Source organism: Actinoplanes sp. NPDC048796 (assembly GCF_040650035.1).
Lineage (GTDB): Bacteria > Actinomycetota > Actinomycetes > Mycobacteriales > Micromonosporaceae > Actinoplanes.
Window position 1 is genome coordinate 1,095,573 of record NZ_JBEZGO010000002.1, and the last position, 26,913, is coordinate 1,122,485.

Here is a 26,913-nt window from a genome sequence, read left to right on the forward strand (position 1 = left end):
CCCTACCGGGGCGGCTGATCCGCAACGACTCCCCCGGATTCCGCGCACCCGGAACGGGACAGCACTGGCCTCGATCAGTCAGGATGGAACCCATGCCTGTGCTTCCCTCCCTCGGGCGCACCGTCGGCTCCGGCATCAAGGCCGCCCGCCTGCTGGTGCGCGGCTCCGTGCGCGGCGGGGCGTGGGCGACCCGCCGGGTCGGCACGGCGCGGGCCAAGGGCGCGGCCAACGAGGTCGGCATGATCCGCCTCTTCGACCTGCACGCGATCTCCTGCGCCGGCGACACCCTGATCGCGATCGGCCTGGCCGGCACGATCTTCTTCAACGTCCCGCTCGGCGAGGCGCGCAGCAAGGTCGCCCTTTACCTGCTGATCACGATGGTTCCGTTCGCCCTACTGGCGCCCGTGGTCGGCCCGCTGCTCGACCACTTCCGGCACGGTCGCCGCTACGCGCTCGCGGTCACCATGCTGGGCCGCGCCTTCCTGGCCTACGTGATCTCCGATCACCTCTTCGGCTGGGGCCTCTATCCGGCGGCCTTCGGGGTGCTCGCGCTTTCCCGGGCGTACGGCGTGGCCCGCTCGGCCGCCGTACCCAGGCTCCTGCCCGAGGGCGTCGGACTGTCACAGGTGGGCGCCCGGGCCAGCGTCTACGGCACGTTCGCCGGGGCCGTGGTGGCCCCGCTCGGCCTGCTCGCCTTCAAGATCGGCCCACAGTGGCCGCTGCGCGTGGCCGCCATCCTGTTCATCGTCGGCATGGTCATCTCCCTGCGCCTGCCACCCCGCGCCGACTCCGAGCCACCCGAGGCCGTCCCGCGTCCCTGGCGGGCGATGCTGCGACTGGGCCGCGGCGAAGACCGCCCGCTCGCCGGCCGACTGGTGATCTCCACCCTGATCGGCAGCGCCAGCCTGCGCCTGCTGTACGGCTTCACCCTGCTCTTCCTGGCCTTCGTGATCATGGCCAACGACCTGGACACGACCGTCCTGGGCAACGACATCGGCAACAAGGGCGCGGTCGGCGTGATCGGCGGCGCTCTGGCCGTCGGCACGTTCCTGTCCACGGCCGTCGGCACCCGCCTGCGCATCCGCCGGCCGCTGGCCCTCCAGTCGGCCGGCCTGATGGTCACCGCCGGCGCCGGCGTCCTGGCCACGGTCTTCTACAGCCTGGCCACGGTCACCCTGCTGGCCCTGACCGTGGCCATCTTCAGCGGCATAGCCAAGCTGGCCGTCGACGCGACCATCCAGGAGCGCGTCCCGGAACGCCTGCGCGCGAGCGCCTTCTCCCACTCCGAGACGGTCCTGATGATCGCCTGGGTCCTGGGCGGCGGCATCGGCCTGATCCCCCTGCCCGGCCGCGTCGGCGTCGCCCTCGCCGCCCTCCTGGCGGTCGCCGCGGCCGCCCGGGCCGGCTTCGTGGCGGCCCGCCTCCACAACGAACGCCTGAGCGGCCGAGCCGGCGACCCCGACCTGGATCCCGTCGCCGCGTCCGCGGGCCCCGGCGCAGCCACCACCGGCCCGGGTGCACCGCGGTCGGCCACCGCCGGCCCCGCGGCCCGGAGCTCAGCCGGTGCCGGCTCCGGGCGCTCCTCCGAGCCCACCGACCCGTGGCCGGACGCTCCCACCATCCCCGAGCACACCCGGCCGAACTCTCCGGCGGCCCCGCGAGGCCACCAGGCCGACCCGCCCACCCGCGTCGACCCCCTCACCAAGATCGATCCTCTTACCAAGATCGATCCGGACGCCGGCAGGAAGCGCTGGTTCGGCCGCGGCAAGGACAAGCCCGCAACGCCTCCGTCCCCGCCGCCCGCACCCAGCTCCCAGCCGCCGGCGCCGCAGCCCGCGGCCGCCCCGCCGGGCTTCCACGTCTACCGCCCGTCCTCGGCCGACCACCCCACCAACGGCTCGGCCGCACCCGACGACTTCGACGACCGCTGAGTCAGGGCTCGGCGATGTCGAGGGTGACCTTCGACAGCGGGAAGCCGACACACGTCAGCACATAGCCGTCGGCCTTCTGCGCCGCCGTGAGGCAGTTCGGCTCGTTCTGCGCGATCTCGCCGCCGCGCACCCGCACCATGCAGTCCCCACAGTTGCCGACCGTGCACGAGTAGGGCATCGGCAGGCCGCCCGCGAGTCCCGCGTCGAGCAGACTGCGGCCGGGCTCGACGATCACCGCGCCGACCGGCCGGCCGTCCCGCTCGACGGTCATCTCCTGCGGCTCGGTCGTCGCGATGGTGGTCTCCGCCCCGCTCGTGTAGCGCTCGTGGCGCACCTGGGCCGGCGGCACGCCCAGCCCGGCCAGGACGTCGCGGACGCTGTCCATCAGCGGTTCCGGTCCACAGACGTAATAGTGGGCGTCCGCGCCCGGGGACAGGCCGGCGACCCAGCGGCGCACGCCGCCCGCTTCCAGCCGTCCTTCCCGCTCGGTCAGCACATGGGTGACCGACAGCCGCTCCGGGCATTCCCGCGTCAGCCGGCTCAGTTCGGCCGCGAAAATGATCTCCTCCGCGCGCCGGCTGCTGTAGAGCAGCGCGATCCGGCCCCGGTCCTCCGGATCGGCCAACCGCGTGCGGATCATGCTCATCATCGGCGTCACGCCGCCGCCCGCCGCGATGAGCACCATCTCCGCCGGCGGCGGTGACTCGCAGTGGAAGGATCCCGACGGCCCGAGCACCCCGAGGTGGTCCCCGGCCCGGAGCCCTGTGTGCACATGGGTGGAGAACCGGCCGCCCTCCACATGCTTGACCGTGATCTCGAGCCGGGACGATCCCGGGGCCGACGAGGCCGAGTAGGCCCGCCGTAGCTGGCCGCCGTCGAGGTCGGCCACGAGCGTGAAGAACTGTCCGGGCCGGAAGTCGAACCGCCCCGGTCGCCCACCGGCGTCCTCCAGCACCACGGTGACGGCGCTGGGCGACTCCTGGCGCACCTCGGCCACGCGTACCGGCCGCAGCGGGCTCTCCGCCCCACCGCCACCGGCCGGGGGCAACGCGGACCGCACCTCCTCGTAGCCCTCCTTGTGCAGCGCGGAGCGGTAGGCCCGGTTCATGACCAGTTGCATCAGCCGGGTCATCCCCGGGATCGCCCGGACCGCCCTCAACAAGAACGTGGGTGCCCCGGCCGAGTTGGCGGCCAAGTGTGCGGCGCCCACCGCCATCAGGTCGGGGGCGGTGGCACGGTCGAGGTGTGTGCCGGGGCTCCACATCCGGGAGCGAGCCACGGCGTCGTTGGCCACCACCTCGGCGTGCTCGACATCGATCACCAGCGCCAGCTGCGGAGGCATGCCCCGCAGGGCCATCGTCGCCAGCAGGGCGGGGTCGTCGGTGATCGCGCCGCGGCCGCGGACGTGCAGCACGCCGCCGCGACCGGGTACGAGCGCGGCGAGCGAGAGCTGGTCGTCGGCGAGCAGGTTGTGCAGCGTGTCGGCGCGTTTGTTGCCCTTGCGGTCCGGGATGACCAGGGTGTGGCCGTCCAGCACGCGGGCCGCCGCCTCCCGGTCTCCTCGAGGGCTCGTGTCGCTGCCAGCGGCGGAGTCCCAGGTCGACAGGGCCAAGAACGGCGCCGCGGCCAGGAACTCGGTGACCCCGGGCCGGTACAGGGGCCCGTCCCCGCCGACGGCCGGGGCCGGCTCGGCCGGAACGGCCGGCTGCCACAGGCGGGAGCGCAGAACGGCCTGGGCGCAATGCACGTACGCCTCGTCGACCGCGATCGTGGTTCGCGCGTTGCGCGTGGCCGTCGCCGTGCCGTTGACGCGCAGGATCTCGCCTACGCCGGGTAAGAGGAAGAAGAGCGAAACCGGGCCGCGCGGTTCGCCACGCTCGGGCCGGGCGAATGAGATCCGCGTCGGGGAATGGACGCGGGTGAATCCCGGCGTGCCGCCGACGAAGGTCGTCCGGCTCGTGCCGGCCGCGTCCCGATAGCCGAAGGCCGCAATCGGGCAGCGGGCGAGAATTTCCCGGCACCCGTCGTCCAGGGCCCTCACCTGTTTGAGCGCGATGATCGGCGCCGGGCGGCCCACGGCCGCTTCGACCTCGTCGACAGCAGTCAACACATGCCTCTTGTTTTCCCAGCTCACAGTACTATTGTGAGCAATAGCTCAGCTCTCTGGCTACTCGCTTTCCGCGCACCGAGGAGGACCATCCATGCCGTCGGCCGACCGGCGACTTCAGCCACGTCGCACGCCCCGGCAGGTTCGCGCCGAGCTCACCCGCGAGCGCATCCTGGCCGCCGCTGCTCACGTTTTCGCCGAGCACGGCTACGCCGCCGGCACCACCAATCGCATCGCCGAGCGCGCCCGCGTCTCCATCGGCTCGCTGTACCAGTACTTCCCGAACAAGGACGCGATCCTGGCCGCGCTGCTGATCCGGCACATCGACCGCGGCGTGTGGACGCGGGCCGACGAGCTCGACCTGTCCCCCGGCACCCTGGAGGCCGCGGTGCGGGCGCTGGTCCGCGACGCGATCGACAACCACGGCGACGACCCGCAGCTGCTGCGGATCATGATTGAGGAGGCTTCGTTCTCCCAGGAGCTGCTCGACACGATCGACCAGCACGGGAAGCTCCGCGTCGGCCAGGTGCGCGACCTCCTCGCGCGGCATCCCGACGTCCACGTACGCGATCTCGGCACCGCGGCCGAGTTGATCACATTCACGGTCGAGACGAACATCCACAAGCTCATGGCCGCCCCTCGGGCCATCCCGGTCGAGACGGTCGAGAACGAACTGGTCGACATGATCACCCGATATCTGCGAGGCCCCCGTTGACGAAGAAGAGCCGCCTGCTGGTGGTCACCGCCGTGGCCGCCGAGGCCGAAGCCGTACGCGCCGGAGCCGACCCCGATCACGTGGTCGTCGAGCCGGTCGGTGTGGGCCCGGCCGCGGCCGCGGCCGGCACCGCCCGCCTGCTCGCCACCGGCACCTACCGCGCGGTGATCTCGGCCGGGATCGCCGGTGGCTTCCCTGGCCGGGCGCCCGTCGGCGCGACCGTCCTGGGAGTGCGGAGCATCTGCGCCGACCTGGGCGCCGAGTCCCCTGACGGTTTCCTGTCGATCGAAGAGCTCGGCTTCGGCACGAGCCACGTCGCCGCCGACTCCGAGCTGATCAAGGAGTTGTCCACAGCTCTCCCGGACGCGATCACCGGCGACGTCCTCACCCTCAGCACCGTCACCGGCACCTCCGCCACCGCCGACCGCCTCGCCGCCGCTTTCCCCGACGCCGTGGCCGAGGCCATGGAGGGCTTCGGCGTGGCCACCGCGGCTCAGGATCTCACCATCCCCTTCGCCGAGCTGCGCACCATCTCGAACCCGATCGGCCCCCGGGACCGCGCCGCCTGGCGCCTCAAGGAGGCCTTCGCCGCGTTATCCACAGCTTCTGCCGCCTTGTGGACAACCTGTGGATAACGCTGTGGGCAACGATCTGTGACGCTTGCCGCTCGCCCCGCGAACCGCGAGCGTGAGGGACATGTGGCGCTCAGTGTGGGATTGGGAACAGGCGTCGTGCACCGCTGTCCACCGGTCCCCCGTTTAGCGTGGACGTCGTGGCGCTTTCACTCGCGGTTTCGCCGTGTCCCAACGACACGTTCGTCTTCCACGCCCTCGTGCACGGGCTCATCCCGGGCGCACCGGAGGTCAATCTGACCTTCGCCGATGTCGACGTGACCAACACGGCGGCCGAGCGGGGCGAGTTCGACCTGGTCAAGGTCAGTTACGCGGCCCTGCCGTGGCTGCTCGACGACTACGACCTGCTCCTGACCGGCGGCGCGCTCGGCCGCGGCTGCGGTCCGCTGGTTCTCACCAAGAACGGCGACGAGGACCTCACCGGCAAGACCGTGGCCGTCCCCGGCGACCGCACCACCGCGTACCTGCTCTTCCGCCTCTGGGCGGCCGACAAGCAGCCGGCGAAGATCGAGGTGGTTCCGTTCCACCAGATCATGCCGGGGGTGGCCGACGGCACGTACGACGCCGGTCTGGTCATCCACGAGGCCCGCTTCACCTATCAGCGGTACGGCCTGACCTCGATCGTCGACCTCGGCGAGTGGTGGGAGGCCGACACCGGCCTGCCGATTCCGCTGGGCGCGATCCTGGCCAAGAAGGGCACCGTCGACCCGGCCGAGGCGACCGAGTGGATCCGCAACTCGGTGAGCATGGCCTGGGCCGACCCGGACGCGAGCCGCGACTTCATCCTGGCGAACGCGCAGGAGATGGAGCCCGACGTCGTACAGCAGCACATCAATCTCTACGTGAACGAGTTCACGCTGGAGCTGGGCCAAGACGGACTCGCCGCCGCCGACGCCCTGTTGCAGCGTGCGGCGGCGGCGGGTTTGACGCCGGCCGTGAAGCTGAGCTAGCTGGCTTCGCTTCGCTCCGCGGGCAAGCGCCCTAGATCTCGAACTCTTTCGCCACCGCGTGGACCAGTTGCGCGATCTTCTGCGCGGTGCGCTTGTCCGGGTACCGCCCGCGGCTCAGCCCGGGCTGTACCTGCGACTCCAACACCTTGATCATGTCTTCGACCATGCTGTGCAGCTCCTCCGCCGGGCGGCGGCGGAGCTCGGACAGCGACGGCGGCGCGTCGATCAGCTTGACGCCCATCGCCTGCGGACCGCGACGGCTGTCCACCAGGCCGAAGTCGACCCGCTGTCCCGTTTTCAACTCGGCCACATCGGCCGGCAGCGCGCCCTTGGGCAGGAACACGTCGCCGCCCTCATCGCTGGTGACGAAGCCGAATCCCTTCGCCGCGTCGTACCACTTCACTCGACCCGTGGGCACCGCTGACCTCAACTTCACTCAATGGAAACAACCGCTCGACGCAAGGCTACTTAAGCGGTGGGCCCGGACCCAACTGCAATCTCACGCAGGAGGGCCGGAAAGCCATTGAGGTCCGGCAGAACGTACGCGGCGCCGGCCGCGGTCAACTCGCCGGGTGAGCACGGACCGGTGGCCACGCCGATGCCGGGCACGCCGGCCGTCCGCGCCGCGACCATGTCACCGATGTGGTCGCCGGCGTACCAGCGCACGCCGTGCTCGGTCAGCGCGGCCGCCTTGCCCTCGGCGAACAGGTCACCGGCGAGCTCGTCGGCCACCAGGCCGAGGTGGTCGAGGTGCAGTTGGGCCAGCCGGCCCAGCTTCGAGGTCACCACGACGACCCGCAACCCCATGTCCCGTACGGCGGCCAGCGTCTCGACGGCGCCCGGCATGGGCACAGTCGGCGTGATCGCGTACTGGGCGTAGAGCTCGCGGTAGGTGGTGACCGTCTCCTCGATCCGGTCCTCCGGGAACCAGTGACGCAGCTCGGTCCGCAACGGCGGGCCGAGCCGGGTGACCACCAGATCGGCGTCGACGAACACGCCGGTGCGCTCGGTCAGCGCCCGGTAGGCGGCCCGGATGCCCGGCCGGGAGTCGATCAGGGTCATGTCCAGATCGAAACCGACCGCCGGCCTCACGCGGGGGTCGACGGGATGTACTTGAGGCGGTTCACCGGCAGCGGGAAGGTCTGGTCGTCACCGAACGGCGAGGGCGCGGCGGCCCGGTCGGACAGGATCTCGGAGACGTCCATGTGGCCCTGGGGGGCGGCCGACTTGGTCTGGCGCGGTCCGGCGCCACCCTCGACGGCGGTACCCGGCAACTTGTTCTGAGCGGCCACTGGTCTTCCCCTTACACGTAACAACGAGAGGTAGTGAGCCAGCCCGCCGGGCTGGTCCCTTCAATATCGTCCCACGACGGCTAGCGTTGAACACGATGGCCACCACATTCGCCGATCAACTCCGGTCGCTCACCGACGAGGCGCTGAGCGCGCTGATTCAGCTGCGCCCCGACCTCGTCGTGCCCGTTCCCGCCGACGTCTCCGCCCTGGCCGTCCGCGCGCAGTCCCGCGGCTCGGTCGCCCGCTGCCTGGACGGCCTGGACGAGTTCACCCTCCAGATCCTCGACGCCGCCCGGCTGACCCGTTCGCCCGAGACGGCCCTCACCTCGGCCGGCGCCATCGTCGAGCTGGCCGCCGGGGTGGCCGCCGACGACGTCCACGTCGCCATCGACCGTCTCCGGGTCCGGTTCCTGCTGCACGGCCCCGAGGACGCTCTCGAAGTCACCGGCGCCGTGGACGAGGTCACCTCGCCCTACCCGGCCGGTCTGGGCCGCCCGGCCGACTTCCTCGACCCGAGGACCGCCGCGCTCTGCGCGGACAAGGCCAAATTGCGGCGTACGGTCCTCGCGGCCCCGCCCGCGGCGCGGGCCGTGCTCGACCGGCTGGCCGAGGGCCCCCCGATCGGCGCGCTGGGCCGCAACTCGGTCGCCGACGTCGCCGAGCCGGTCCGCTGGCTGGTCGAGCAGCACATTCTGGTGCCGATCAGCGAGGCCGGCCGGTCCCCGCGCCCCGACGGCGAGCTGGTGGAGCTGCCCCGCGAGGTCGGCATGCTGCTGCGCCGCGACACCGGGCCGCTCGGGCCGATGCGGCCGTTCCCGCCGCTGCCCGAGGGCACGGCCCGTGATCCGAAGTCGGTCGACTCGGCCGGCGCGGGCCAGGCGATGGAGGCCGTCCGCAGCACCGAGGCGCTGCTGGAGGCGCTCGCGGCCGAGCCCGCTCCGGTGCTGCGGGCCGGCGGTCTCGGCGTACGGGATCTCAAGCGCCTGGCCCGCGGGGCCGGCCTGGACGAGCCGGGTACGGCGCTGCTGCTCGAGATCGCGTACGCGGCGGGGCTGCTCGGCGAGAGCGACGTGGCCGGTTCGGGCCGCTCGGTGACGGTGAGCCGCGCCACCGGCCCGGTCGACGAGATCTTCCTGCCGACCGGGGCCTACGACCTGTGGCGGGCGCTCAGCATCGCCCAGCGCTGGACGGCGCTGGCCCGCGCCTGGCTGATGATGACCCGGCAGCCGGGCCTGGTCGGGCAGCGCGACGAGCGGGACCGGCCGATCAACGCGCTGGCCCCGGACGCCGAGCGGGCGGGCGCCCCGCAGGCCCGGCGGGAGGCCCTGCTGGTGCTGACCGACCTCAAACCGGGCACGGTGCCGGCCGTCGACGAGGTGCTCGGCCTGCTCGCCTGGCAGAGCCCGCGCCGCGCCCGCGGCCGCGAGGCGACCCACCGCGACGCCCTGACCGGCGCCGCCCTGCTGGGGGTGACCGCGCTCGGGGCCATCACGTCGTACGGCCGCCTGTTGCTCGAGGATCCGGACATCGACGACAGCGATCCGCTGGGCGTGCGGCCGGCCAGCGCGGCCGAGGCGCCGGGTGACGGGGTCCGCGTGCTGGACGAGCTGCTTCCGGCCCCGGTCGACCACGTGCTGGTGCAGGCCGACCTGTCGGTGGTCGTGCCGGGCCCGCCCGAGCCCGAGCTCGCCGCCGAGCTGGACGTCGTGGCCGAGCCGGAATCGGCCGGTGGCGCAAGCGTGTTCCGGGTGACCACGGCCAGCGTGCGCCGGGCCCTCGACGTCGGCTACACCGCCGCCGACCTGCACACCCTGTTCCGGCGGCGGTCGCGGACGCCGGTGCCGCAGACGCTGACGTACATGATCGACGACGCCGCCCGTAAGCACGGCGGTCTGCGGGCCGGTTCGGCCGGCTCCTACCTGCGCAGCGACGACGAGGCGCTGATCGCCGAGGTGCTGGCCGACAAGCGCCTGTTGCCGCTGGGCCTGCGCCAGATCGCGCCGACCGTGCTGGTCAGCCCGTTGCAGGTGGCGCGGCTGCTGGGCGGGCTGCGCGACGCCGGGTTCGCCCCGGTGGCCGAGGACGCGGGCGGGTCGGCCGTGCTCACCCGGCCGAAGGTCCGGCGCGCTCCGACCCGTACGTCGGTGGCGGCGCGGGCGGCCGACCACGCCGGGCCGCCCATTCTGGGCGGGCCGCGGCTGGCCGGGGTGGTGGAGCAGATCCGCCGGGGCGACATCGCGACCCGGGCCGCGCGGCGGGCGCCGGTCGGCGTGCGCGCGGCGAACGGCCAGGGCACGCCGGGACTGACTCCCGTGCAGCAGCACGGGCAGGCCATGGCGGTGCTGCAACAGGCCGTACGGGAAAAAGCCCGGGTCTGGGTCGGTTATGTCGACTCGCACGGGGCGACGCTGTCGCGCCTGGTCAAGCCCGTGTCGCTGAGTGCCGGATATCTGCGGGCCGAGGACGAGCGGACCGAGACGCTGCACACGTTCGCGCTGCACCGGATCACGGCGGCGGTGCCCGAGCAGGAGTAGTAACGCGGGCCGCAGTCCCCCGATGCTGTTGCGGCCCGCGTGTATCCCAAACGCGCTCCCCGCCGAAAAGGTTGCACGCGTGTCAGACTGGAGGGTCGTTGTTTGCTCTTCGGAGGGTGTGCACGTGAGCGGCGGACCGCTGATCGTTCAATCCGACAAGACACTTCTCCTCGAGGTCGACCACCCGGACGCGCAGGCCTGCCGGATGGCTATCGCCCCGTTCGCCGAGCTGGAACGCTCGCCCGAGCACGTACACACGTACCGCCTGACGCCCCTGGGTCTGTGGAACGCCCGCGCCGCCGGGCACGACGCCGAGAGCGTGGTCGACTCGCTGATCAAGTTCTCGCGCTACCCGGTGCCGAACGCGCTGCTGGTCGACGTGGCCGAGACGATGGACCGCTACGGGCGCCTCCAGCTGGTGAACGATCCCAACAACGGGCTCGTCCTGCGCGGCCTCGACAAGATCGTGCTGATCGAGGTGGCCAAGTCGAAGAAGCTGGCCGGCATGCTCGGCGCGAAGATCGACGACGAGACCATCGTGGTCCACCCGTCCGAGCGCGGCCGCCTCAAGCAGGCGCTGCTCAAGCTCGGCTGGCCGGCGGAAGACCTGGCCGGCTACGTCGACGGTGAGGCCCACGAGATCAGCCTGGCCGAGGACGGCTGGACGCTGCGGTCGTACCAGCAGGAGGCGGTCGACGGCTTCTGGGCCGGCGGCTCCGGCGTCGTGGTGCTGCCCTGCGGCGCCGGCAAGACGCTGGTCGGCGCGGCCGCGATGGCCACGGCCAAGGCGACCACGCTCATCCTGGTCACCAACACGGTGGCCGGCCGGCAATGGAAACGGGAGCTGATCGCCCGGACGTCGCTGACCGAGGAGGAGATCGGCGAGTACAGCGGCGAGCGCAAGGAGATCCGCCCGGTCACCATCGCCACGTACCAGGTGCTGACCTCGCGCCGCGGCGGCGCCTTCACCCACCTCGACCTGTTCGGCGCCCGCGACTGGGGCCTGGTCGTCTACGACGAGGTCCACCTGCTCCCGGCGCCGATCTTCCGGTTCACCGCCGACCTCCAGGCCCGCCGCCGGCTCGGCCTCACGGCCACCCTGGTCCGCGAGGACGGGCGCGAGGGCGACGTGTTCTCGCTGATCGGCCCGAAGCGTTACGACGCGCCCTGGAAGGACATCGAGGCGCAGGGCTGGATCGCCCCCGCCGAGTGTGTCGAGGTCCGGGTCACCCTGACCGAGGCCGAGCGGATGTCGTACGCCGTCACGGAGGCCGAGGAGCGCTACCGCGTGGCCGCCACGGCGCGTACCAAACTGCCGGTCGTGCGCGCCCTGGTCGATAAGCATCCGGGCGAGCAGGTGCTGGTCATCGGCGGGTACATCGACCAGCTGCACGAGCTGGGCGAGTACCTCGACGCCCCGATCGTGCAGGGGTCGACCACGAACAAGGAGCGCGAGCGCCTGTTCGACGCGTTCCGCTCGGGCGAGCTGCGCACCCTGGTCATCTCCAAGGTGGGCAACTTCTCGATCGACCTGCCCGAGGCGGCGGTGGCCATCCAGGTCTCCGGCACGTTCGGCTCCCGCCAGGAGGAGGCCCAGCGCCTGGGCCGGGTGCTGCGCCCCAAGGCCGACGGCCGCCAGGCCCACTTCTACACGGTCGTCTCCCGCGACACGATCGACACCGAGTACGCGGCCCACCGGCAGCGCTTCCTGGCCGAACAGGGCTACGCCTACACGATCGTCGACGCCGACGACGTCCTCGGCCCGCCGCTGCCCCAGATCGACTGACGGTGTTCCTCCGGGCGTGCGGCTCAGCCGGTGACGGTGGGCGCCGGCACGTCCCTCGACTCGGCGGTGGCCGACGGCGTCGGCGGTGGCGGGGCGTTCATCTCGGCCGGCTCGGGCGCGCTGTCGCGGCCACCGGCGAGTGCGAGGAAGCCGCACAGCACGAACAGCACGACGATCGCGCCGCCGGCCAGCAGCGCGATCAGCGTCCAGTTGGCCGACCGGGCCCGGGCCGGCGGCACCGGCGGCGCCGACGGCGGATAGAAGCCGGCCGGCTGCTGCGGCGGGTAGAAGGTCTCGGGCCGGCGCGGGCGGGTGCCGGCCTCCTCGTGCGCGGCCGCGGCGATCGCCTCCGGGGTGCCGAGCCGTTCGAGCACCTCGATGACCTCGCCCTCCGACGCCAGGTTGCGCTCGTCGCGCTCGGTGGCGATGTGCGCGGCCAGGTCGGCCAGCAGTTCGCGGCGCTGGAGCACGGGCAGCCCGGCCAGTCGCTGGTCGACCTCGCGCAGATATTCGGCGACGACGTCGGTGTTGTTGGTCTTCATGCGGCCTCACCGGTTCCCACGAGTCGGTCCACGGTCTGTCGGAAGGAAACCCATTCCGTGCGGAAGTGTTCGAGCGCGGACCGGCCGGCCATGGTCAGCCCGTAGTAGCGCCGGGGCGGCCCGGACGGCGACTCGACCCACTTGCTCTCCAGCCAACCCGATCGGCGCAAGCGTGAGAGCAGCGGATAGATCGTCCCCTCGCCGGCGGCCAGGTTGGGCTCGTCACCGAGACGGCGAACGATCTCGTTGCCGTACCGGTCCTCATACTCGACCATCGCCAGGACGCAGAACTCGAGCGTCCCCCGCCGCAGCCCGGTCGCCAACTGCGAGACATCTCCCATGCGCCACACGGTACCTTGCGACACCAAGTAGGTCTATGCCGGCAGGACAGGCCCCTTATTCAGAAGGCCTTCGAGCAGGTCGCCGTGCTGTTCGACGCGGGCCAGCACCTCGTCCGAGCGGAACTGCCGGGGCTCCTCGTCGCCGGTGGCGATGGCCTCGACCTCCTCCCACAGCAGCGGGGTGGAGGCGGTCGGCTGCTCCTGGGCGCGCAGCGAATAGGGGGTCACCGTCGTCTTCGCGGCCGCGTTCTGGCTCCAGTCGATGAAGATCTTGCCGGGACGGATGGCTTTCGCCATCTTGGCGGTGATCGAGCCGGGGACCATCGCCGCCAGCTCTTCCGCGACCTTCTTGGCGTACGCCGACACGACCTCCGAACTCTGTGTCCCGGAGATGGGGCAGCAGAGCTGCATCCCCTTCTTGCCGGACGTCTTGGGCCACGCCTGGACGCCGTCCTCGGCCAGCCGATCGCGCATCAGCACCGCGACCGCGCAGCACTCGCGCAGCCCGGCCGGCGCACCCGGATCGAGGTCGACCACGAGCAGGTCGGGATCTTCGCCGACCCGCCACTGCGGGGTGTGCATCTCCAGCGCGGCCAGGTTGGCCAGCCAGACCAGGGTGGCCAGCTCGTCCACCACGACGAAGTCGATGGTCTCGCGGCTCTTCGTCGACCCGGGAACGGGCAGCCTTTCCAGGCGCACCCAATCGGGCGTACCGCCGGGCTTGTTCTTCTCGAAGAAGTGGACGCCGTCGACGCCGTTCGGGAAGCGGATGCGGGTGACCGCGCGCCCGGCCAGGTGCGGCAGCATCACCGGCGCGATCCGCGAGTAGTAGTCGATGACCTCGCCCTTGGTGAACCCGGCGGCCGGGTACATCACCTTGTCGAGGTTGGAGAGCTCCAGGTCACGGCCGTCGATCGAGACCGGGAGCCGGTCACCGGCCATCCTCGTCCTCCTCCGCGCACTCCGGCGGCGTCTTGTCGTCCCGCAACCGCAGGAACCGGGGGAAGCGCAAGCGCCCGTCCGGCGTCCGGTTGCCGTAGCGGATCTCGACCACCAGCTCCGGTCGTACCCAGTGCGCCCCGCGCGAATCCTCACGCGGCACCGCGCCCGCCACGAACGGTGAGCTCTTGGCGGCGCGTGGTTCCAACCGCGACAGCAGCTCCTTCTCGGCCGCGGCGCCGATGCCACCGCCGACCCGCCCCCGGAAGACCAGCCCATCCGGCGTGGGTACGCCCACCAGCAGCCCGCCCAGCCTCCGGGCGCCGGCCCGCCACCCACCGATCACGTAGTCGCCCGTACGGTCAAATTTGACCTTGACCCAGTCTCCAGAGCGGGTTCCGGGCAGATAAACCGAGTCGGTGCGCTTGGCGACCACGCCCTCCAGGCTGTTCTCCCGCGCCGCGGCCTCGGTCGCCGGGCCGTCGCCGAACGACGGCGGCACCATCCAGCGTGGCCCGGCCAGGCCCAGCTCCTCCAGCTTCTCCCGGCGGGCCAGATAGGGCAGGCCGGTGTAGTCCAGCCCGTCGTGGTAAAGCAGATCGAAGATCATGTACGTGACGGGGGCCGTCACCGCCAGCCGGGCCGCCTTGGAGCTGTCGCGGACGTGCATGCGCTCGGCCAGCGCGGTGAACGACGGCCGGCCCTTCGCGTCGAGCACCACCATCTCGCCGTCGAGCAGCGTGCCCTCCGGCAGGCGCAGGTCGGCGATCTCCGGGTACGCGGCGGTGACCACGGCGCCGGAGCGCGCGAACAGGTCGGGTGCACCACCGGCGAAGAGCGCGAGAACGCGGACACCGTCCCACTTGAACTCGTAGCTCCACTCCGGCCCGGCCGGCAGCGCGCCGGCGGTGGCGAGCATGGGAGACAGCGGCGCACCGGGCACCCGATCACCTTAGGCAGGGCCGAACACCTTACGCAGGCGTCTCACTAATGCCATTCTGATCAGGGGGTTCTCATGAGAGCGATCTGGAAGGGCGCCGTCTCCTTCGGCCTGGTGTCCATCGCCGTGAAGCTGTACTCGGCGACCGAGGAGAAGGACATCCGGTTCCACCAGGTGCATCGCACCGACGGCGGCCGGATCAAATACCAGCGCACCTGCTCGATCGACGGCGAGGTGGTCAGCTACGACGACATCGCCAAGGGATACGACATCGGTGGCGGCGAGATGGTCATCCTGACCGACGAGGACTTCGCCGACCTGCCGCTGACCACGTCCCGGGCGATCGACGTGCTGGAGTTCGTGCCGGCCGAGCAGATCGACCCGATCCTGTTCGCCAAGACCTACTACCTCGAGCCCGAGGGGCAGGCGGCCAAGCCGTACGTGCTGCTGCGGGACGCCCTGCAGGACGCCGACCGGGTCGCGGTCGTCAAGATCGCGCTGCGCCAGCGCGAGCAGCTGGCCACGCTGCGGGTGCACGAGGACGTGCTGGTGCTGAACACCATGCTCTGGCCGGACGAGGTACGCACCCCCGACTTCGGCTTCCTCGACGAGGACATCGAGACCCGCCCGGCCGAGCTGGCCATGGCGTCGTCGCTGATCGACTCGATGGCCGGCAGCTTCAAGGCCGAGGAGTTCACCGACAACTACCGGGCCGCCCTCCAGGAGGTCATCGACGCCAAGGTCGAGGGCCGCGAGGTGGTGCAGCCCGAGGAGGCCGAGGAGGCGCCGGCCGCCGCCGTCGACCTGATGGCCGCGCTGAAGGCCTCGGTCGAGCGGGCCAAGGCGGCTCGCGGGGAGAAAGCCGCGCCGGCGCCGGCTAAGAAGGCCACCCCCGCCAAGAAGAAGACAACTGCCACACCCGCGAAGAAGGCTGCTCGTAAGTCCGCATGATTACAGTTGCCCCGTGGCACTGACGTGGGACGAGTCTTATCTGGGCAAGGTACGCGCGAGCGTCGGGGACACCGACACGATCCTGTTCGTGGGCGCGCGCGGCGTGATCATCGACGATCAGAACAGGCTGCTGCTCATCCAGCGGTCCGACAACCACCGCTGGGCGATCCCGGCCGGCGCGATGGAACTCGGCGAGAGCATGGAGGAGTGCGCCATCCGCGAGGTGTGGGAGGAGACCGGCCTGCGGGCGACCTCCCTGACGCCGTTCGCCTTCTACACGGCGTACACGTACACGAACGACTACGGGCACACCTACCAGCAGATCCTCATGTCGTTCAAGATCGACACCTGGGAGGGCGAACTGCTGCGCGAGACCGAGGAATCGGTCGACGCCGGCTTCTTCCCGCTCGACGCGCTGCCCGGCCCGAAATCCTTCGTGATCGACGAGACCCTGGCCGACCTCGCGTCGTTCCAGGCCACCGGCCGCCTCGTCCTGAAATGAGTCGCGCCTAGCCGGTGTGTTCGGGCACGATCCGCGAGTGCTCGACCTCACCCCGCTGCGCACCTCCCGCGACTACCGCCTGGTCTTCGCGGGAGGCTCGGTCTCCGGTTTCGGCTCCTTCATCACGTACGTCACCATCCCGTTCCAGGTCGCCCACCTCACGAACGACCCCTTGATGGTGGGCCTCCTCGGCGTCTGCGAACTGGTCCCGCTGCTGGTGATGGCGTTCGTGGGCGGCGCCCTGGCCGACTACCTGGACCGCCGGCTGCTGGTCCGGGGCGGCGAATTCGCGCTGGCCGCGCTCACGGGCGTACTGCTGATAAACGCTCTTTCCTCGGCACCGCACCTGTGGCTGCTGTACGTGGTGGCGGCGCTGACCGCCACCGTCGACGGCCTGCAACGCCCGGCCCTGGAGGCGATGGTCCCCCGCCTGGTGCGCCCCGAGGAACTGCCCGCCACCATGGCCCTGCAATCGCTCGGCATGCAGATCGCCCAGCTCGGCGGCCCGGCGCTGGCCGGCCTCCTGATCGCCTCGGTCGATCTCGCTTGGGTGTACGCCTTCGACCTGCTCACCTTCACCGTCTCGCTCACCTGCCTGACGCTGGTCCGGGCGGTACCGCCACCACCCGACGCCGACCGCCCGTCCCTGCGAGCCGTGGTGACCGGCCTGCGCTACGCCAAGTCCCGCCCCGAACTGATGGGCACGTACCTGGTCGACATCAACGCCATGTTCTTCGGCATGCCCCAGGCCCTCTACCCGTTCCTGGCCACCCAGCTGGGCGGCCCCCGCATCCTCGGCCTGCTCTACGCGGCCCCCGCCGTAGGCTCCCTGCTGGCCACGTTGACCAGCCGCTGGACGGCCAAGGTCCACCGCCACGGCCTGATGGTGGTGATCGCCGCCGCCTTCTGGGGCATAGGAATCATCGGCGTAGGCCTCTCCACCACCCTCTGGCTGACCCTGTTCTGCCTGGCCTTCGCCGGCGCCGCCGACATGATCTCCGGAATCTTCCGAGCCATCATCTGGAGCCAAACCATCCCCGACCACCTGAGAGGCCGCCTGGCCGGCATAGAAATGCTGAGCTACACCACAGGCCCTCTACTGGGCCAGCTCCGCTCCGGCGCCATGGCCCGAACCCGCCTGGGCGTAACCGGCTCCATCTGGCTCGGCGGCCTCCTCTGCGTAGCGGGCACGGCCGCTTTGGCGCTGGCCCTCCCCCGCTTCCTCCGCTACAACGGCAAAGACGGCATGGCCCTGAAGAAAGCCGCCGACGAGGCATGGGCCGCCGCAGCCACCGCCCGAACGACCTGAAGCCGAGGACTACGCCGATCGCCGATGCGATCCCGGCCCATGGCGGCTGTCACCCTCGGGTCGCCGGCGCTATCCGAGGGGATCCGCTCCTCATGTCCGCCGAGTGCGTTAGCTCGCCTTCCCGCCTCTGAAGCGTGGGGTAACGCGGCGGTCGGCTTCTCCGCGCCGCATCATCCCCCGGCGCCGTAGATACCGGAGATGATCAAAGGAACCAGCATGATCACTCCGAACACCACGAGCGCCACAATGGCGACAGCTGTGGGGGCGGCCCCATAGGAAGAAGCAACGAGGATGCCACAGATGCTGGCGGCGCTTCCGCCGGCAGTTGCGAGCGCCCTCATGATCACGCTGGGACGAGGACCGCCACTCCCCTGGTCCTGCCGCGGCAGGATGGTTACCGTAGCCATATTGCTCCCCCTTGAGACGTGCCCTACCGAGGCGGATTCATAGGCGAGTAATGCGACGGCCCGGCTGCAACCGGGCCGTCGCCGTCGCCTCCGAGGGTCTCACGCCGAGCGACATACTTCTACCTGTCGCCTAGCTTTTGCTCCCATTACTTCGCGCCGGGACGCCGGGGCTATACCGAATACATCGGGCTAAGTCGATCCTCTACAGGTCGAGCGCTCCCCTGGGACCCATTCGCGCGCCAAGGATGGGGCCGGCGGGCCGCCAGAGTTGGGGCGTCAAAGGAGCGGGCGGTGAAGCCTGATTGCGAATCAGTCCTGAATGGATGGACGCATGAAGTTGAGCATCGTTCGAGATTCGCTCCTCGCCGAAGTTCATCGAGGACGGCAGCCCGCACCATGGCGGAAAGATCGAGGACCGCGGCCAGGCCCAGCATCACTATCCGTCAATACGTCCTAGGCCGGGCAGTACGGACCCGGCGACGCGAGCCCGGCGACGTCGGCCGGGCAACGGGCCGGGCGAGGCGGGCGGGCGTCGAGTGGCGCGCCGGAGCGCGAGGCGGGCGGAGCCCGCGAGCTCGGGACGCCATGCAGGACAGCCCGGCAGCCGGGTGAGGAGGGCGAGCCCGCACGGGCCCGCCCTAGCTCCTCGGCCACCCTTCGAGGATTCGTACTTAATGGCGGGTTTTGTCGTCAGCCGAACCCGGCAGTGGCTTGACCGCGCCGGCCAGGGTGATCGACACGATGAGTAGGACGGCTACCGCTACCAGAGCGTTCTTGACCGTGACGTGGTCGCCGAGGAAGCCGATCAGTGGTGGGCCGCCGAGGAACGCGCAGTAACCGATCGAGGCGACCACGCTGACGCGGGCGGCCGCCTGGGACGGGTCGTCGGCGGCGGCGCTCATGCCGACCGGGAAGCCCAGGGAGGCGCCCAGGCCCCAGAAGAGGGCGCCCACGAAGGCGACCGGCGTGTTCGGGCCCAGAATGTAGAGGGCCAGCCCGGCCAGGGAAATCACGGCCAGGACCCGTACCACCGGCACGCGGCCGTAGCGGTCGAGCAGCGGTGGGCCGAACCAGCGGCCGGCGGTCATCGCGGCCAGGAAGACCGCGAAGGCGAGGGTGCCGACGGCCGCTGAGGCGCCGTGGCTGTCGATCATCGAGACGCTGATCCAGTCGATGCCGGCACCCTCGGTGAAGGCGAAGGCCAGGACGAAGACGCCTACCAGAATCGTGCGAGGCTCACGCCACGTCGCCAAGGCGCGGGACAGGCGACTCTCCGTGGTGGTCACCGGGGCCGTGGAACCCACCATTGTCGGGTCGGAGGGGGTGACGGCCGGCGCGGGTCCGTCGTCGTCCGGGCCGAAAGCTCGTACGGACAGGACGACGACCACCGCGATGACGACTGCGGTGACCGCCAGATGCAGGGTGACCGAAATGTCCAAAGCGACAGCGGCCGCACCGACCAGCGCGCCGGCGACCGTGCCGACGCTGAAGCCGGCGTGGAAGCGCGGCATGATCGCCTTGCCGAGGCGGCGTTCGACGATGGCGCCCTGCACGTTCATGCCGACGTCCCAGGCGCCGTTCGCGAAGCCGAAGACGAACAGGGACGCCACCACGGCCCACACGCCGTGGAGGTAGCCGAACGAGACGCCGAGCATGGCCACGCCCAGCACGGCGCCCATCGCGCCGACCGTGCGCCGCGAGCCGAAGTGGGACACGATCTGGCCGGCGAGCAGCAGCGACACGATCGAGCCGGCGGCCAGCGAGAGCAGCACCAGGCCGAGACGGGACGGGCTCAGGCCGAGCTCGTCGCGCACCTGGGGGATGCGGGACGCCCAGCTCGCGGCCGCGACGCCGGCGAAGATGAAGGCCAGGTAGACGGCGCGGGCCGCCGCCCGCACCTCCGGCGTGGCGGGAGCGGTGGTGGTCATTCGGCGACTCCGAGCAGGCGGCGCACGATCGTCCGGGTCTCGGTGGGGTCGAAGGATGCCGTGGAAAGCGTGCGATGCATGACCAGGCCCTCGATCAGCGCGTCGACGCCGCGGGCCGTCACCGGATCGATGAAGCGTTCGAGTACGGCACGTGACCGGCGCATCCACGACTCGGTGACGCTGCGCAGCGCCGGGTCCCGCAGCGCGGCCAGGTAAAGCTCGTACGAGACCACCCAGTCCCGCGCCGTGCCGCCGGCGTCGCCGTTGATCAGGTCGGCCACCGCGTCGGCGAAGCCCTCGAGGTCGCGCACCTGCGCGAAGTGCGCCTCGTAGCGCGGCGACATCTGGTCGGACAGGCGCCGGAAGGCCTGCGCGAGCAGGTCGTCGATGCTGTCGAAGTGGTAGGTGATCGAGCCGAGCGGCACGTCGGCCGCGGCCGCGATGCGCCGGCTGGTAGTGCCGGCGACGCCGTGGTCGGCCACCACGTCGATCGTCGCGTCGATGATGCGGCTCTTGCGCTCGGGGTCGTAGCGCCGCGGCGAGCGCGCCGCCGGCACGGTCGTCACGGCTCCACCTCGCGGATGACGCGAGCCGGGTTGCCCACGGCGACCACGTTCGGTGGCAGGTCTTTGGTGACGATCGCGCCGGAGCCGACCACAGTGTTCTCACCGATGGTGACGCCGGGGAGGACGATCACGCCGCCGCCGAGCCAGACGTTGTCGCCGATCACGATGGGCGTGGCCGCCTCCCACTTGTCCCGCCGGGTACCGGCCGCAACCGGATGCCAGGCGGTCAGGAGCTGCACGTTCGGCCCCATCTGCACGTCGTCGCCGATGGTGATCGGGGCGACGTCGAGGCAGATCAGACCGAAGTTCGCGAACGTACGGGCGCCCACGAAGGTCTGATAGCCGTAGTCGCAGCGGAACGGCGGGCGGATCTCGCTGTCCTCGCCGAACGATCCGAGCAGCTCGGTGAGCAGCTCACGGCGCAGCTTGCCGTCGGCCGGGTCGGCCTGGTTGAGGCGATGGGTCAGGGAGGCCGCGCGCAGCATCTCGCGGGCCAGGTCGGGATCGTCGGCCTGGTACAGCTCGCCGGCGAGCATCCGATCGCGCATGGAAGCCATGCGTACGATCGTACATAGAACCCTGGATAGAATGCGGCCGTGATCGCGAAGCCGGCTTGGGATGTCGTGGTGGTCGGCGGCGGGCCGGCCGGTTTGTCGGCGGCGCACGCGGCCGCGACCGCCGGCGCGCGCACCATCGTTCTGGAGCGGTCCGAGCACCCCCGGTACAAGACGTGCGGCGGCGGCCTCCTCGGCAGCTCGCTGGCCCTCGCGGCCCCGCTCATCGACGTGCCCGGCCGGGACACCATCGGGTCGATCACGTTCACCCGCGACGGCCGGCGTTCCTTCACCCGGCACGCGAGCGGCCGCCCGCTGCTCACCATGGTCCGCCGCGACGACTTCGACCTCGCCTGGTCCAAGGCGGCCGCCGCGGCCGGCGCGACCGTCCGGCAGAACAGCCAGGTCCGCTCGATCGACCAGGACGACGACGCGGCCACCGTCACGCTGGCCGACGGCGAGCAGGTCACCGGCAAGGTGGTGATCGGGGCCGACGGCTCGGCCGGCATCACCTCGCGCTACGTCGGAATCACCCTCGACCAGCAGGATCTCGGTCTCGAGGTGGAGTTGGCCGCCACCGAGGCCGACCGGGCTCGGTGGCGCGGCCGGGTGCTGCTCGACTGGGGGCCGTTCCCCGGCTCGTACGGCTGGGTCTTCCCCAAGGACGACGAACTGACCGTCGGCGTGATCATGGCGAAGGGCAACGGCGCCGAGACCAAGCGCTATCTGGGCGCCTTCGTCGACCGGCTCGGCCTCGGCGATCGCGAGGTCGTCCGCGACTCCGGCCACCTGACCCGGTGCCGCAAGCCGGATTCACCGCTGCGGCGCGGCCGGGTCATGGTCGCCGGCGACGCGGCGGGCCTGCTCGAGCCGTGGACCCGCGAGGGCATCAGCTACGCGCTGCGCTCCGGCGCGTGGGCGGGCGAGGCCGCGGCCGCCGGAGATCTCGGCGCCTACGAGCGGCGGGTCGCGGGCGAACTCGCCCCGGAGATGGCCGCGGGCCGGCGACTGCTCGGCGCCTTCTCCCGCCATCCCGCTGTGGCTCACCTCGCGATGGGTACGCCGCTGGGCTGGCGGGCGTTCGAGACGTTCTGCCGCGGTGACCTTTCGATGGCGCGCGTGCTCGAGCGCCGAGGCGTCCGGGCAGTGCTCGCGCTCTTCCGTTCCTAGTCAGCGAGGCCGAGCCCTCTTAGTCAGCGAGACCGCGCGCCCTTAGCCAGCGAGACCGCGCGCCCTTAGCCAGCGAGACCGCGCGCCCTTAGCCAGCGAGACCGCGCGCCTTTAGTCAGCGAGACCGCGCGTCGGCCACGGCGCCCACAACACCGGCGCCGCGAAGCCGCCGCGACGCGCGTCGCGGGCGTCCCGGCGGGCCAGTGGTCCCTCGCGCCGGCCGTTGACGCCGACCCCGATCAACCTGGTCTCGAACCACGAACCGTCCACGCCGCGGCGCACCCGTTCCCACAGACCGCCCTCGACCAGGGCGAACGCCTGTTTGCGGAGCATGTCGACGAGGTGGGCCGGATCTTCCTCGCAGACCTCGCACCCGCAGGCGGGCAGCGCCTCGACCCACCACCGTCCCAGGCGCACGACAAGGCCCGGAAAATCGGTGAAGGCGACGGCGAGGGGCGCGGCGGCGGGCGTACGCGGCATGAGCCGCTCCATCCGTACCAGGCCTTCGGCCGGCCCCAGCTGTTCTTTGGTCTCCCTGCGGTCGACCATGTAGCGCTGGTCCAGCTCGTCGAGCAGCGCCTCAGCCGCGTCGTGCAGGACAGCGAAGCGGTTGGCGCCGGATACGTGCGGGTCGGCCCTCACTCGCGCAGTATGCCGCTCTCGGCCAGCGGCAAACCAGGGGATCGGCCGGATCCCGCCTCATTCGAAGGAGAGCTCGCCCCGCTTGACACCCTCCACGAACGCCCTCCACTCCGAGGGGGTGAAGGACAGGACAGCTCCACCGGGATTCTTGGAATCGCGGACCAGGATGGTCTCGCCCGCCCGTGCCACTTCGACACAGGTGCTCTGCGAACAGGATCTCGAGCGTTGCCATCGGGGTTCGTCGGTCCAGTAGCTCATCTGCACACCTCCGTGCCGGTTCCCGAACTCCACGGTAAGGGACCGTTTCGAGGCTTGGCAGGAGTGAATGCCGAGGGCGAGGAAATTTATCCGCTTATATGCGGCTCAGGCCGTTTTACGGCCGAGGCTAGTCGGCTAGCCGACAGTTCTATGAACCGCCCTGCGTAGGAGCCCACGCAGGGCGGCGGGCACTGCGGTCCAATCAGAACGTGAAGTCGCCGGCCTTCACGCCCGCCGCGAACGCGAGCCACTCGTCCTCGGTGAACGAGTGCGGGGGCAGCTGCGGGTTCTTGCTGTCCCGGATCAGGTACTGCCCGTCAACCCTGGCAACTTCGACGCAGTTGCTCGCAGTGCACCGGCTGCTCCGGCGCCACTCCAACTCGCGCATGTCTCTACTCCTGTGATTTTCAAGAAACAAAAGGAAAATTCAACTTTTTACGTCATGAGGGTTGGCCTCAAGCTCGTCTATACGCTTCTGCACGTAGGCGATCGTGTCGCCTTCGTTGTCTGCGGCTTTCCAAAGTTGATCAAAACGTCTGCGGTGCCGCGCGGTCTCGACACGAGTCTCGATGATCTCGTCGTTCAAGCCGGTCTCGCGGTACATGATCTCATTGTTCGCGCGACCGACGCCCACCGTGGCCAGTTCGAAACTACCGTTGTTGGCAATCGCGATCTCCAGGCTGAACGGCAGCATCCGCAGCCTGTAGAGCCCGCTCTTGGACAGGTCGATGAGCAGGCGGAGTTGCCTCACGAAGGCCGTCGGGCCGCCGAACGATCTCATCAGTACCGACTGGTCGAGCAGGACCATGTAGTCGAGCGCGTCGCCCCGGCGGGCCAGGGCCTCCCGGCGGTGGGCCCGAGCCTCGACCATGGTGTCGACCTTCTCCTGGGAGAAGTCGGCCTCTTCCATCCACGTGCCGGTCAACGCCGTCCCGTACTCGGCGGTCTGCAGCGGACCGGGGATGTAGAAGATGTTGAACGAGCGCAACTGCGAGGCCTCCGCCTCGTACTCCACCAGCTTGCGGAAGCTCTCCGACATCTGGTCGCGGAAGCGCGCCTCCTGCCACCACACCGACTCGGGCTTCTGCCTCGTCCGGGCGATCCGCGCGTCGGCCAGCAGGGAGTTGATCTTTGTTTTGTCGCGCACGCCGAGCAGCGTGAGCAGGCCGCGCAGGTCATTTATCGAGACGGTGACATCGCCCTTCTCGATCCGAATGACCTTGCTGTTCGACCACTCCATCTCCTCGGCCACCTGCAACTGGGTCAGACCGGCGGCCTCGCGAGCCTCACGCAACGCAACGCGTACGCGCAGGCGTGCAATCGTCGGCGAATCGCCCTCGGCCATGAGTCCTTCAACGTTGAAGCGGCGGCGTGGATGGGTCGGTGCAGGATGCTACCTCGCTGATTGCCTACTGGCCATCAGCGAGGCGGCTCATCTTCCGTGATACCAGAACGACGGGAACCGCGTGCGGTTTTGATCCAAACGTTCCCGTCACTCCGCCGGGGACTTCATGCAGTGGCGAACGTGAGATCTCCGGCCGGTGGTCGCGCGTCCTCCATGGCTCTGCGCAGAGCTCGTTTGACCTGGTTGAACTGCCTTTCCTCCCCGCAGGAGTAGAGGACCACCTCCACGCCGCGGTAGTTGGCGTGCAACTCCCACGCGCGGCCACCCCGGCGGAACATCGACGGCAGAGCACAAGCCACGGGAATCGTCACGGCAACCAGGCCGATGGCATACGCGTGCGGTGGCTCGAGCAAAGTCCAGCCGGCTCCGATCACCCCGACGGTGGCGGCGGCGGCCATCGAGACCCGTACCGGTGACCCCGGCTCGGAGACCGCTCGAACCTGGCCGACATTACGGAGATCACGAACTACGTAACTGCGCACCGGAGTGGTCCGCCAAACGAAGTAATCGTCGGTTACCACGGCGTCCGGCCCACGGTAGTAGGTACGTTTGCTCATGGCGCACTCCTCTCGACTGAGGCTTGCGAGGAGAGGGAATTGGGGCCACGATGGCTGCAGAGACTGATAGATCCTCGCCCCAACTGATCCGTCCCGGGCAGATCCTTTCCACGCAGATGATGGGACGCAGCAAGGAGCAGAGGCAGGAACGGCACCCGGTTGCCGCCGGGTGCCGTTTGTTTGTCTCCCCTTCTAATCTCTCCGCCCTTGTTGCTCTACTAGCAGTAGAGCACGCCACACGGCTGTCCGCCATACATCAATCTGCCATGTTGCAGATTGCGTACAAGCCGACTGCCATCGAGAGGCCCGTCACTCGGCCCCACCGAAGGCGTTTCATCGACGAACGGGCCGGGTAGGCCACCGAGGGATGTCACTGTCAATCCTGCAAAAGCGCAGGTGGAAGGGCGATGAACCCGCATGGAGAGCCGACTCAAGATCGCGGGCCAGGCAGTACAGCCCATCCTGGTGATGTTCCCTCTGGGCCTGTTCGCCATGGCCTTCATCTTCGACACCGCGAATCAACTGGGCGGCCCTAGCATTCTGGGAACGCTGGCCTACTGGAACATCGTGGCCGGCCTGCTCGCCGGTGTTCTCGCCGCCACCGCGGGCGCTATTGATCTCGCTTTCGTCCGCCGCGCCGACACGAAACGCCTCGGCGTACTGCGGGCCCTGATGAACATGGGCGTACTGATCCTGTTCGCCGTCATTCTCATGGTCCGCATCGGCACTCCCGACCGCGCCGCCGGGACCGGCCTTTATCTCCTCGAGATCATCGCCCTCGCCATCTGCGGATTCGGCGCCTGGTTCACCGGCCAGGTGGCCAACGGCCACACTCCGGCGTTTGCCCGGGCCGCTCTGGGGAACCGCGGTTACTGATCTCTTTGAAAGGGGCAACCGGATGACCACCTCGATTCAGGGCAAGCGCGTTGCCTTCCTGGCGACCGACGGCGTGGAGGAGGTCGAATACACCGAGCCGCGCAAGGCGGTGGAATCGGCCGGCGGCACGGCCGAACTCGTCTCCATCAAGGACGGCGAAATCCAGGCCGTCAACCACATGGACAAGGCCGGCACGTACCGGGTGGAGAAGTCGGTGAAGGAGGCCGACGTCTCCGACTACGACGCCCTGGTCCTCCCCGGCGGCGTGGCCAACCCGGATTTCCTGCGCGTCGACAATGACGCCATTCGATTCGTCCGCGACTTCATGGCCACCGGAAAGCCGGTCGCCGCCATCTGCCACGGCCCGTGGACCCTGGTCGAGGCGGGCGCGGTCAGCGGCCGCACCATGACAAGCTGGCCCAGCCTGCGCACCGACCTGGCCAACGCCGGCGCCACCTGGGTCGACGAGGAGGTCTTCGTCGACGACCACCTCATCACAAGCCGCAAGCCCGACGATCTGCCGGCTTTCTGCGGCGAGTTGCTGTCGGCGATCGCCAAGAATGCCTAGATACGGAATTACACGGCAGGTTCCGCCGAGGCGGGCCGCTGAGTGCAACACCGGCTCGGCGCCCGCCCGCCGGGCTGTCCCGGCCGGTCACCCTCAGGGCCATCGTGGACGTCATGGAGCTGGACCGGCACAAGTGCGCCTTCGTGGCCACCGCCGAGCGGTCCAGCATGAGTCAGGCTGCGGTTGCTTCGCACCTGTCGCAACCGGTGCTGCCGAAACGCGTCCGGCGCCTGGAGGACGCGGTCGGCCCGAACCTGTCGCGCACCTGACCGCCTTCGACGTGGAAGCGTTCGGAGGCCCCGACACGTTCTCCCGGACGGGCGAGGTACCCCGATGCAACCGGCCGGCGGACAAACGACAGTCGTGTAACGAAATACGGCCCTGACCAGCTTTAACCCTGGTCAGGGCCGTTCTCTGAGCCGCCTGTCGGAATCGAACCGACGACCTACGCATTACGAGTCTGTTGGTACTACGTGCACTGTTGTGCGTGACCTGCGTTTTGCCTGTCCAC

The 26,913-nt window shown here is 70.2% G+C and carries 29 protein-coding genes; 13 read left to right on the plus strand and 16 right to left on the minus strand.

Going from position 1 to position 26,913, the window contains the following annotated elements:
• The first annotated feature begins 92 nt into the window (after positions 1-92).
• Entirely contained in the window at positions 93-1,931 is a 1,839-nt protein-coding gene (locus AB0C26_RS13560) for an MFS transporter (protein WP_360246429.1), read from the plus strand.
• A 1-nt stretch (position 1,932) separates the two neighbouring features.
• Here the strand turns inward: AB0C26_RS13560 and AB0C26_RS13565 are convergent, their stop codons facing one another.
• Positions 1,933-4,041: a 2Fe-2S iron-sulfur cluster-binding protein gene (locus AB0C26_RS13565; protein WP_360246431.1), complete on the minus strand. Its 2,109-nt coding sequence runs from the start codon at positions 4,039-4,041 to the stop codon at positions 1,933-1,935.
• 91 nt (positions 4,042-4,132) lie between these two features.
• On the opposite strand from AB0C26_RS13565, the gene AB0C26_RS13570 reads away from it, so the two are divergent.
• From AB0C26_RS13570 to AB0C26_RS13580, 3 genes are all read left to right on the plus strand, one after another.
• Positions 4,133-4,753: a TetR/AcrR family transcriptional regulator gene (locus AB0C26_RS13570; RefSeq protein ID WP_360246433.1), complete on the plus strand. Its 621-nt coding sequence runs from the start codon at positions 4,133-4,135 to the stop codon at positions 4,751-4,753.
• Positions 4,750-5,388: a futalosine hydrolase gene (locus tag AB0C26_RS13575; protein ID WP_360246435.1), complete on the plus strand. Its 639-nt coding sequence runs from the start codon at positions 4,750-4,752 to the stop codon at positions 5,386-5,388. The genes AB0C26_RS13570 and AB0C26_RS13575 overlap by 4 nt, the downstream gene beginning before the upstream one ends.
• A gap of 137 nt (positions 5,389-5,525) precedes the next feature.
• Positions 5,526-6,335, plus strand: a complete 810-nt coding sequence (locus AB0C26_RS13580; protein ID WP_360246437.1) for a 1,4-dihydroxy-6-naphthoate synthase — start codon at positions 5,526-5,528, stop codon at positions 6,333-6,335.
• A 31-nt stretch (positions 6,336-6,366) separates the two neighbouring features.
• Here AB0C26_RS13580 and AB0C26_RS13585 read toward each other — a convergent pair whose 3' ends face one another.
• The 3 genes from AB0C26_RS13585 to AB0C26_RS13595 are packed head-to-tail and all read right to left on the minus strand — an operon-like array spanning position 6,367 to position 7,627.
• Positions 6,367-6,753, minus strand: coding sequence for a cold shock domain-containing protein (locus AB0C26_RS13585; protein ID WP_360246439.1), 387 nt, complete (start codon positions 6,751-6,753; stop codon positions 6,367-6,369).
• A 50-nt stretch (positions 6,754-6,803) separates the two neighbouring features.
• Positions 6,804-7,427 (minus strand): HAD family hydrolase, encoded by a 624-nt coding sequence (locus AB0C26_RS13590; RefSeq protein ID WP_360246441.1) that lies wholly within the window; start codon positions 7,425-7,427, stop codon positions 6,804-6,806.
• Positions 7,424-7,627, minus strand: a complete 204-nt coding sequence (locus AB0C26_RS13595) for a hypothetical protein (RefSeq protein ID WP_360246443.1) — start codon at positions 7,625-7,627, stop codon at positions 7,424-7,426. Before AB0C26_RS13595 ends, AB0C26_RS13590 begins: the two co-directional genes overlap by 4 nt.
• Before the next feature lie 95 nt (positions 7,628-7,722).
• On the opposite strand from AB0C26_RS13595, the gene AB0C26_RS13600 reads away from it, so the two are divergent.
• Together AB0C26_RS13600 and AB0C26_RS13605 are read left to right on the plus strand one after the other, a co-directional pair.
• Complete coding sequence (locus AB0C26_RS13600) at positions 7,723-10,161, plus strand: helicase-associated domain-containing protein (RefSeq protein ID WP_360246445.1); 2,439 nt, start codon at positions 7,723-7,725, stop codon at positions 10,159-10,161.
• Between the two features lie 124 nt (positions 10,162-10,285).
• Positions 10,286-11,947: a DNA repair helicase XPB gene (locus AB0C26_RS13605; protein ID WP_360246447.1), complete on the plus strand. Its 1,662-nt coding sequence runs from the start codon at positions 10,286-10,288 to the stop codon at positions 11,945-11,947.
• Between the two features lie 23 nt (positions 11,948-11,970).
• Here AB0C26_RS13605 and AB0C26_RS13610 read toward each other — a convergent pair whose 3' ends face one another.
• From AB0C26_RS13610 to ligD (AB0C26_RS13625), 4 genes are read right to left on the minus strand one after another with little or no spacing between them, the layout of a single operon-like run.
• Positions 11,971-12,489 carry an HAAS signaling domain-containing protein gene (locus tag AB0C26_RS13610; protein ID WP_360246449.1) on the minus strand — a complete coding sequence of 173 codons (519 nt, stop codon included), beginning with the start codon at positions 12,487-12,489 and terminating at the stop codon, positions 11,971-11,973.
• Positions 12,486-12,830 carry a PadR family transcriptional regulator gene (locus AB0C26_RS13615; RefSeq protein ID WP_360246451.1) on the minus strand — a complete coding sequence of 115 codons (345 nt, stop codon included), beginning with the start codon at positions 12,828-12,830 and terminating at the stop codon, positions 12,486-12,488. Before AB0C26_RS13615 ends, AB0C26_RS13610 begins: the two co-directional genes overlap by 4 nt.
• Before the next feature lie 33 nt (positions 12,831-12,863).
• Complete coding sequence (gene ligD / locus AB0C26_RS13620) at positions 12,864-13,772, minus strand: non-homologous end-joining DNA ligase (protein ID WP_360246453.1); 909 nt, start codon at positions 13,770-13,772, stop codon at positions 12,864-12,866.
• A complete protein-coding gene (ligD, locus tag AB0C26_RS13625; protein ID WP_360246455.1) occupies positions 13,762-14,712 on the minus strand; it encodes a non-homologous end-joining DNA ligase in 951 nt (316 codons plus the stop codon). Before ligD (AB0C26_RS13625) ends, ligD (AB0C26_RS13620) begins: the two co-directional genes overlap by 11 nt.
• A gap of 72 nt (positions 14,713-14,784) precedes the next feature.
• On the opposite strand from ligD (AB0C26_RS13625), the gene AB0C26_RS13630 reads away from it, so the two are divergent.
• The 3 genes from AB0C26_RS13630 to AB0C26_RS13640 are packed head-to-tail and all read left to right on the plus strand — an operon-like array spanning position 14,785 to position 17,471.
• Entirely contained in the window at positions 14,785-15,660 is an 876-nt protein-coding gene (locus tag AB0C26_RS13630) for a Ku protein (protein WP_360246457.1), read from the plus strand.
• 13 nt (positions 15,661-15,673) lie between these two features.
• Positions 15,674-16,162, plus strand: a complete 489-nt coding sequence (locus AB0C26_RS13635) for an NUDIX domain-containing protein (RefSeq protein WP_360246459.1) — start codon at positions 15,674-15,676, stop codon at positions 16,160-16,162.
• A gap of 37 nt (positions 16,163-16,199) precedes the next feature.
• Positions 16,200-17,471, plus strand: coding sequence for an MFS transporter (locus AB0C26_RS13640; RefSeq protein WP_360246461.1), 1,272 nt, complete (start codon positions 16,200-16,202; stop codon positions 17,469-17,471).
• Positions 17,472-18,549: 1,078 nt separating this feature from the next.
• Here AB0C26_RS13640 and AB0C26_RS13645 read toward each other — a convergent pair.
• From AB0C26_RS13645 to AB0C26_RS13655, 3 genes are read right to left on the minus strand one after another with little or no spacing between them, the layout of a single operon-like run.
• Positions 18,550-19,806, minus strand: coding sequence for an MFS transporter (locus AB0C26_RS13645; RefSeq protein WP_360246463.1), 1,257 nt, complete (start codon positions 19,804-19,806; stop codon positions 18,550-18,552).
• Positions 19,803-20,372, minus strand: coding sequence for a TetR family transcriptional regulator (locus tag AB0C26_RS13650; protein WP_360246465.1), 570 nt, complete (start codon positions 20,370-20,372; stop codon positions 19,803-19,805). Before AB0C26_RS13650 ends, AB0C26_RS13645 begins: the two co-directional genes overlap by 4 nt.
• Positions 20,369-20,929 carry a sugar O-acetyltransferase gene (locus tag AB0C26_RS13655; RefSeq protein WP_360246467.1) on the minus strand — a complete coding sequence of 187 codons (561 nt, stop codon included), beginning with the start codon at positions 20,927-20,929 and terminating at the stop codon, positions 20,369-20,371. The genes AB0C26_RS13650 and AB0C26_RS13655 overlap by 4 nt, the downstream gene beginning before the upstream one ends.
• Positions 20,930-20,968: 39 nt before the next feature.
• On the opposite strand from AB0C26_RS13655, the gene AB0C26_RS13660 reads away from it, so the two are divergent.
• The gene (locus AB0C26_RS13660; RefSeq protein ID WP_360246469.1) at positions 20,969-22,096 is read left to right on the plus strand and encodes a geranylgeranyl reductase family protein; all 1,128 of its coding nucleotides are present in this window, start codon (positions 20,969-20,971) and stop codon (positions 22,094-22,096) included.
• Between the two features lie 111 nt (positions 22,097-22,207).
• Here AB0C26_RS13660 and AB0C26_RS13665 read toward each other — a convergent pair whose 3' ends face one another.
• The 5 genes from AB0C26_RS13665 to AB0C26_RS13685 all read right to left on the minus strand — a co-directional run bounded on the left by AB0C26_RS13665 (position 22,208) and on the right by AB0C26_RS13685 (position 24,958).
• On the minus strand, positions 22,208-22,738 hold the full coding sequence (locus AB0C26_RS13665; RefSeq protein WP_360246471.1) for a DUF6226 family protein: 531 nt from the start codon (positions 22,736-22,738) through the stop codon (positions 22,208-22,210).
• A 57-nt stretch (positions 22,739-22,795) separates the two neighbouring features.
• Entirely contained in the window at positions 22,796-22,996 is a 201-nt protein-coding gene (locus tag AB0C26_RS13670; RefSeq protein ID WP_360246473.1) for a DUF397 domain-containing protein, read from the minus strand.
• Between the two features lie 202 nt (positions 22,997-23,198).
• Positions 23,199-23,384, minus strand: a complete 186-nt coding sequence (locus tag AB0C26_RS13675; protein ID WP_360246475.1) for a DUF397 domain-containing protein — start codon at positions 23,382-23,384, stop codon at positions 23,199-23,201.
• Between the two features lie 39 nt (positions 23,385-23,423).
• Positions 23,424-24,341, minus strand: a complete 918-nt coding sequence (locus AB0C26_RS13680) for a helix-turn-helix transcriptional regulator (RefSeq protein WP_360246477.1) — start codon at positions 24,339-24,341, stop codon at positions 23,424-23,426.
• A gap of 164 nt (positions 24,342-24,505) precedes the next feature.
• Entirely contained in the window at positions 24,506-24,958 is a 453-nt protein-coding gene (locus AB0C26_RS13685; protein WP_360246479.1) for a DUF6232 family protein, read from the minus strand.
• A gap of 417 nt (positions 24,959-25,375) precedes the next feature.
• Here AB0C26_RS13685 and AB0C26_RS13690 point away from each other — a divergent pair, with 417 nt between their 5' ends.
• The 3 genes from AB0C26_RS13690 (at position 25,376) to AB0C26_RS13700 (ending at position 26,671) form a co-directional block, all read left to right on the plus strand.
• Positions 25,376-25,834, plus strand: coding sequence for a DUF2231 domain-containing protein (locus tag AB0C26_RS13690; RefSeq protein WP_360246481.1), 459 nt, complete (start codon positions 25,376-25,378; stop codon positions 25,832-25,834).
• Between the two features lie 22 nt (positions 25,835-25,856).
• Positions 25,857-26,402, plus strand: a complete 546-nt coding sequence (locus tag AB0C26_RS13695; protein WP_360246482.1) for a type 1 glutamine amidotransferase domain-containing protein — start codon at positions 25,857-25,859, stop codon at positions 26,400-26,402.
• A gap of 113 nt (positions 26,403-26,515) precedes the next feature.
• Positions 26,516-26,671, plus strand: a complete 156-nt coding sequence (locus AB0C26_RS13700) for a LysR family transcriptional regulator (RefSeq protein WP_360246484.1) — start codon at positions 26,516-26,518, stop codon at positions 26,669-26,671.
• The last annotated feature ends 242 nt before the right edge of the window (positions 26,672-26,913 follow it).

What these genes read in the sequence shown, in the direction of transcription:
- AB0C26_RS13560 (WP_360246429.1), top strand. Translation starts at nt 93, where the DNA reads ATGCCTGTGCTTCCCTCCCTCGGGCGCACCGTCGGCTCCGGCATCAAG.
- AB0C26_RS13570 (WP_360246433.1), top strand. Translation starts at nt 4,133, where the DNA reads ATGCCGTCGGCCGACCGGCGACTTCAGCCACGTCGCACGCCCCGGCAG.
- AB0C26_RS13600 (WP_360246445.1), top strand. Translation starts at nt 7,723, where the DNA reads ATGGCCACCACATTCGCCGATCAACTCCGGTCGCTCACCGACGAGGCG.
- AB0C26_RS13610 (WP_360246449.1), bottom strand. Translation starts at nt 12,489, where the DNA reads ATGAAGACCAACAACACCGACGTCGTCGCCGAATATCTGCGCGAGGTC.
- AB0C26_RS13615 (WP_360246451.1), bottom strand. Translation starts at nt 12,830, where the DNA reads ATGGGAGATGTCTCGCAGTTGGCGACCGGGCTGCGGCGGGGGACGCTC.
- ligD (WP_360246453.1), bottom strand. Translation starts at nt 13,772, where the DNA reads ATGGCCGGTGACCGGCTCCCGGTCTCGATCGACGGCCGTGACCTGGAG.
- AB0C26_RS13630 (WP_360246457.1), top strand. Translation starts at nt 14,785, where the DNA reads ATGAGAGCGATCTGGAAGGGCGCCGTCTCCTTCGGCCTGGTGTCCATC.
- AB0C26_RS13645 (WP_360246463.1), bottom strand. Translation starts at nt 19,806, where the DNA reads ATGACCACCACCGCTCCCGCCACGCCGGAGGTGCGGGCGGCGGCCCGC.
- AB0C26_RS13655 (WP_360246467.1), bottom strand. Translation starts at nt 20,929, where the DNA reads ATGGCTTCCATGCGCGATCGGATGCTCGCCGGCGAGCTGTACCAGGCC.
- AB0C26_RS13670 (WP_360246473.1), bottom strand. Translation starts at nt 22,996, where the DNA reads ATGAGCTACTGGACCGACGAACCCCGATGGCAACGCTCGAGATCCTGT.
- AB0C26_RS13675 (WP_360246475.1), bottom strand. Translation starts at nt 23,384, where the DNA reads ATGCGCGAGTTGGAGTGGCGCCGGAGCAGCCGGTGCACTGCGAGCAAC.
- AB0C26_RS13680 (WP_360246477.1), bottom strand. Translation starts at nt 24,341, where the DNA reads ATGGCCGAGGGCGATTCGCCGACGATTGCACGCCTGCGCGTACGCGTT.
- AB0C26_RS13685 (WP_360246479.1), bottom strand. Translation starts at nt 24,958, where the DNA reads ATGAGCAAACGTACCTACTACCGTGGGCCGGACGCCGTGGTAACCGAC.
- AB0C26_RS13690 (WP_360246481.1), top strand. Translation starts at nt 25,376, where the DNA reads ATGGAGAGCCGACTCAAGATCGCGGGCCAGGCAGTACAGCCCATCCTG.
- AB0C26_RS13695 (WP_360246482.1), top strand. Translation starts at nt 25,857, where the DNA reads ATGACCACCTCGATTCAGGGCAAGCGCGTTGCCTTCCTGGCGACCGAC.
- AB0C26_RS13700 (WP_360246484.1), top strand. Translation starts at nt 26,516, where the DNA reads ATGGAGCTGGACCGGCACAAGTGCGCCTTCGTGGCCACCGCCGAGCGG.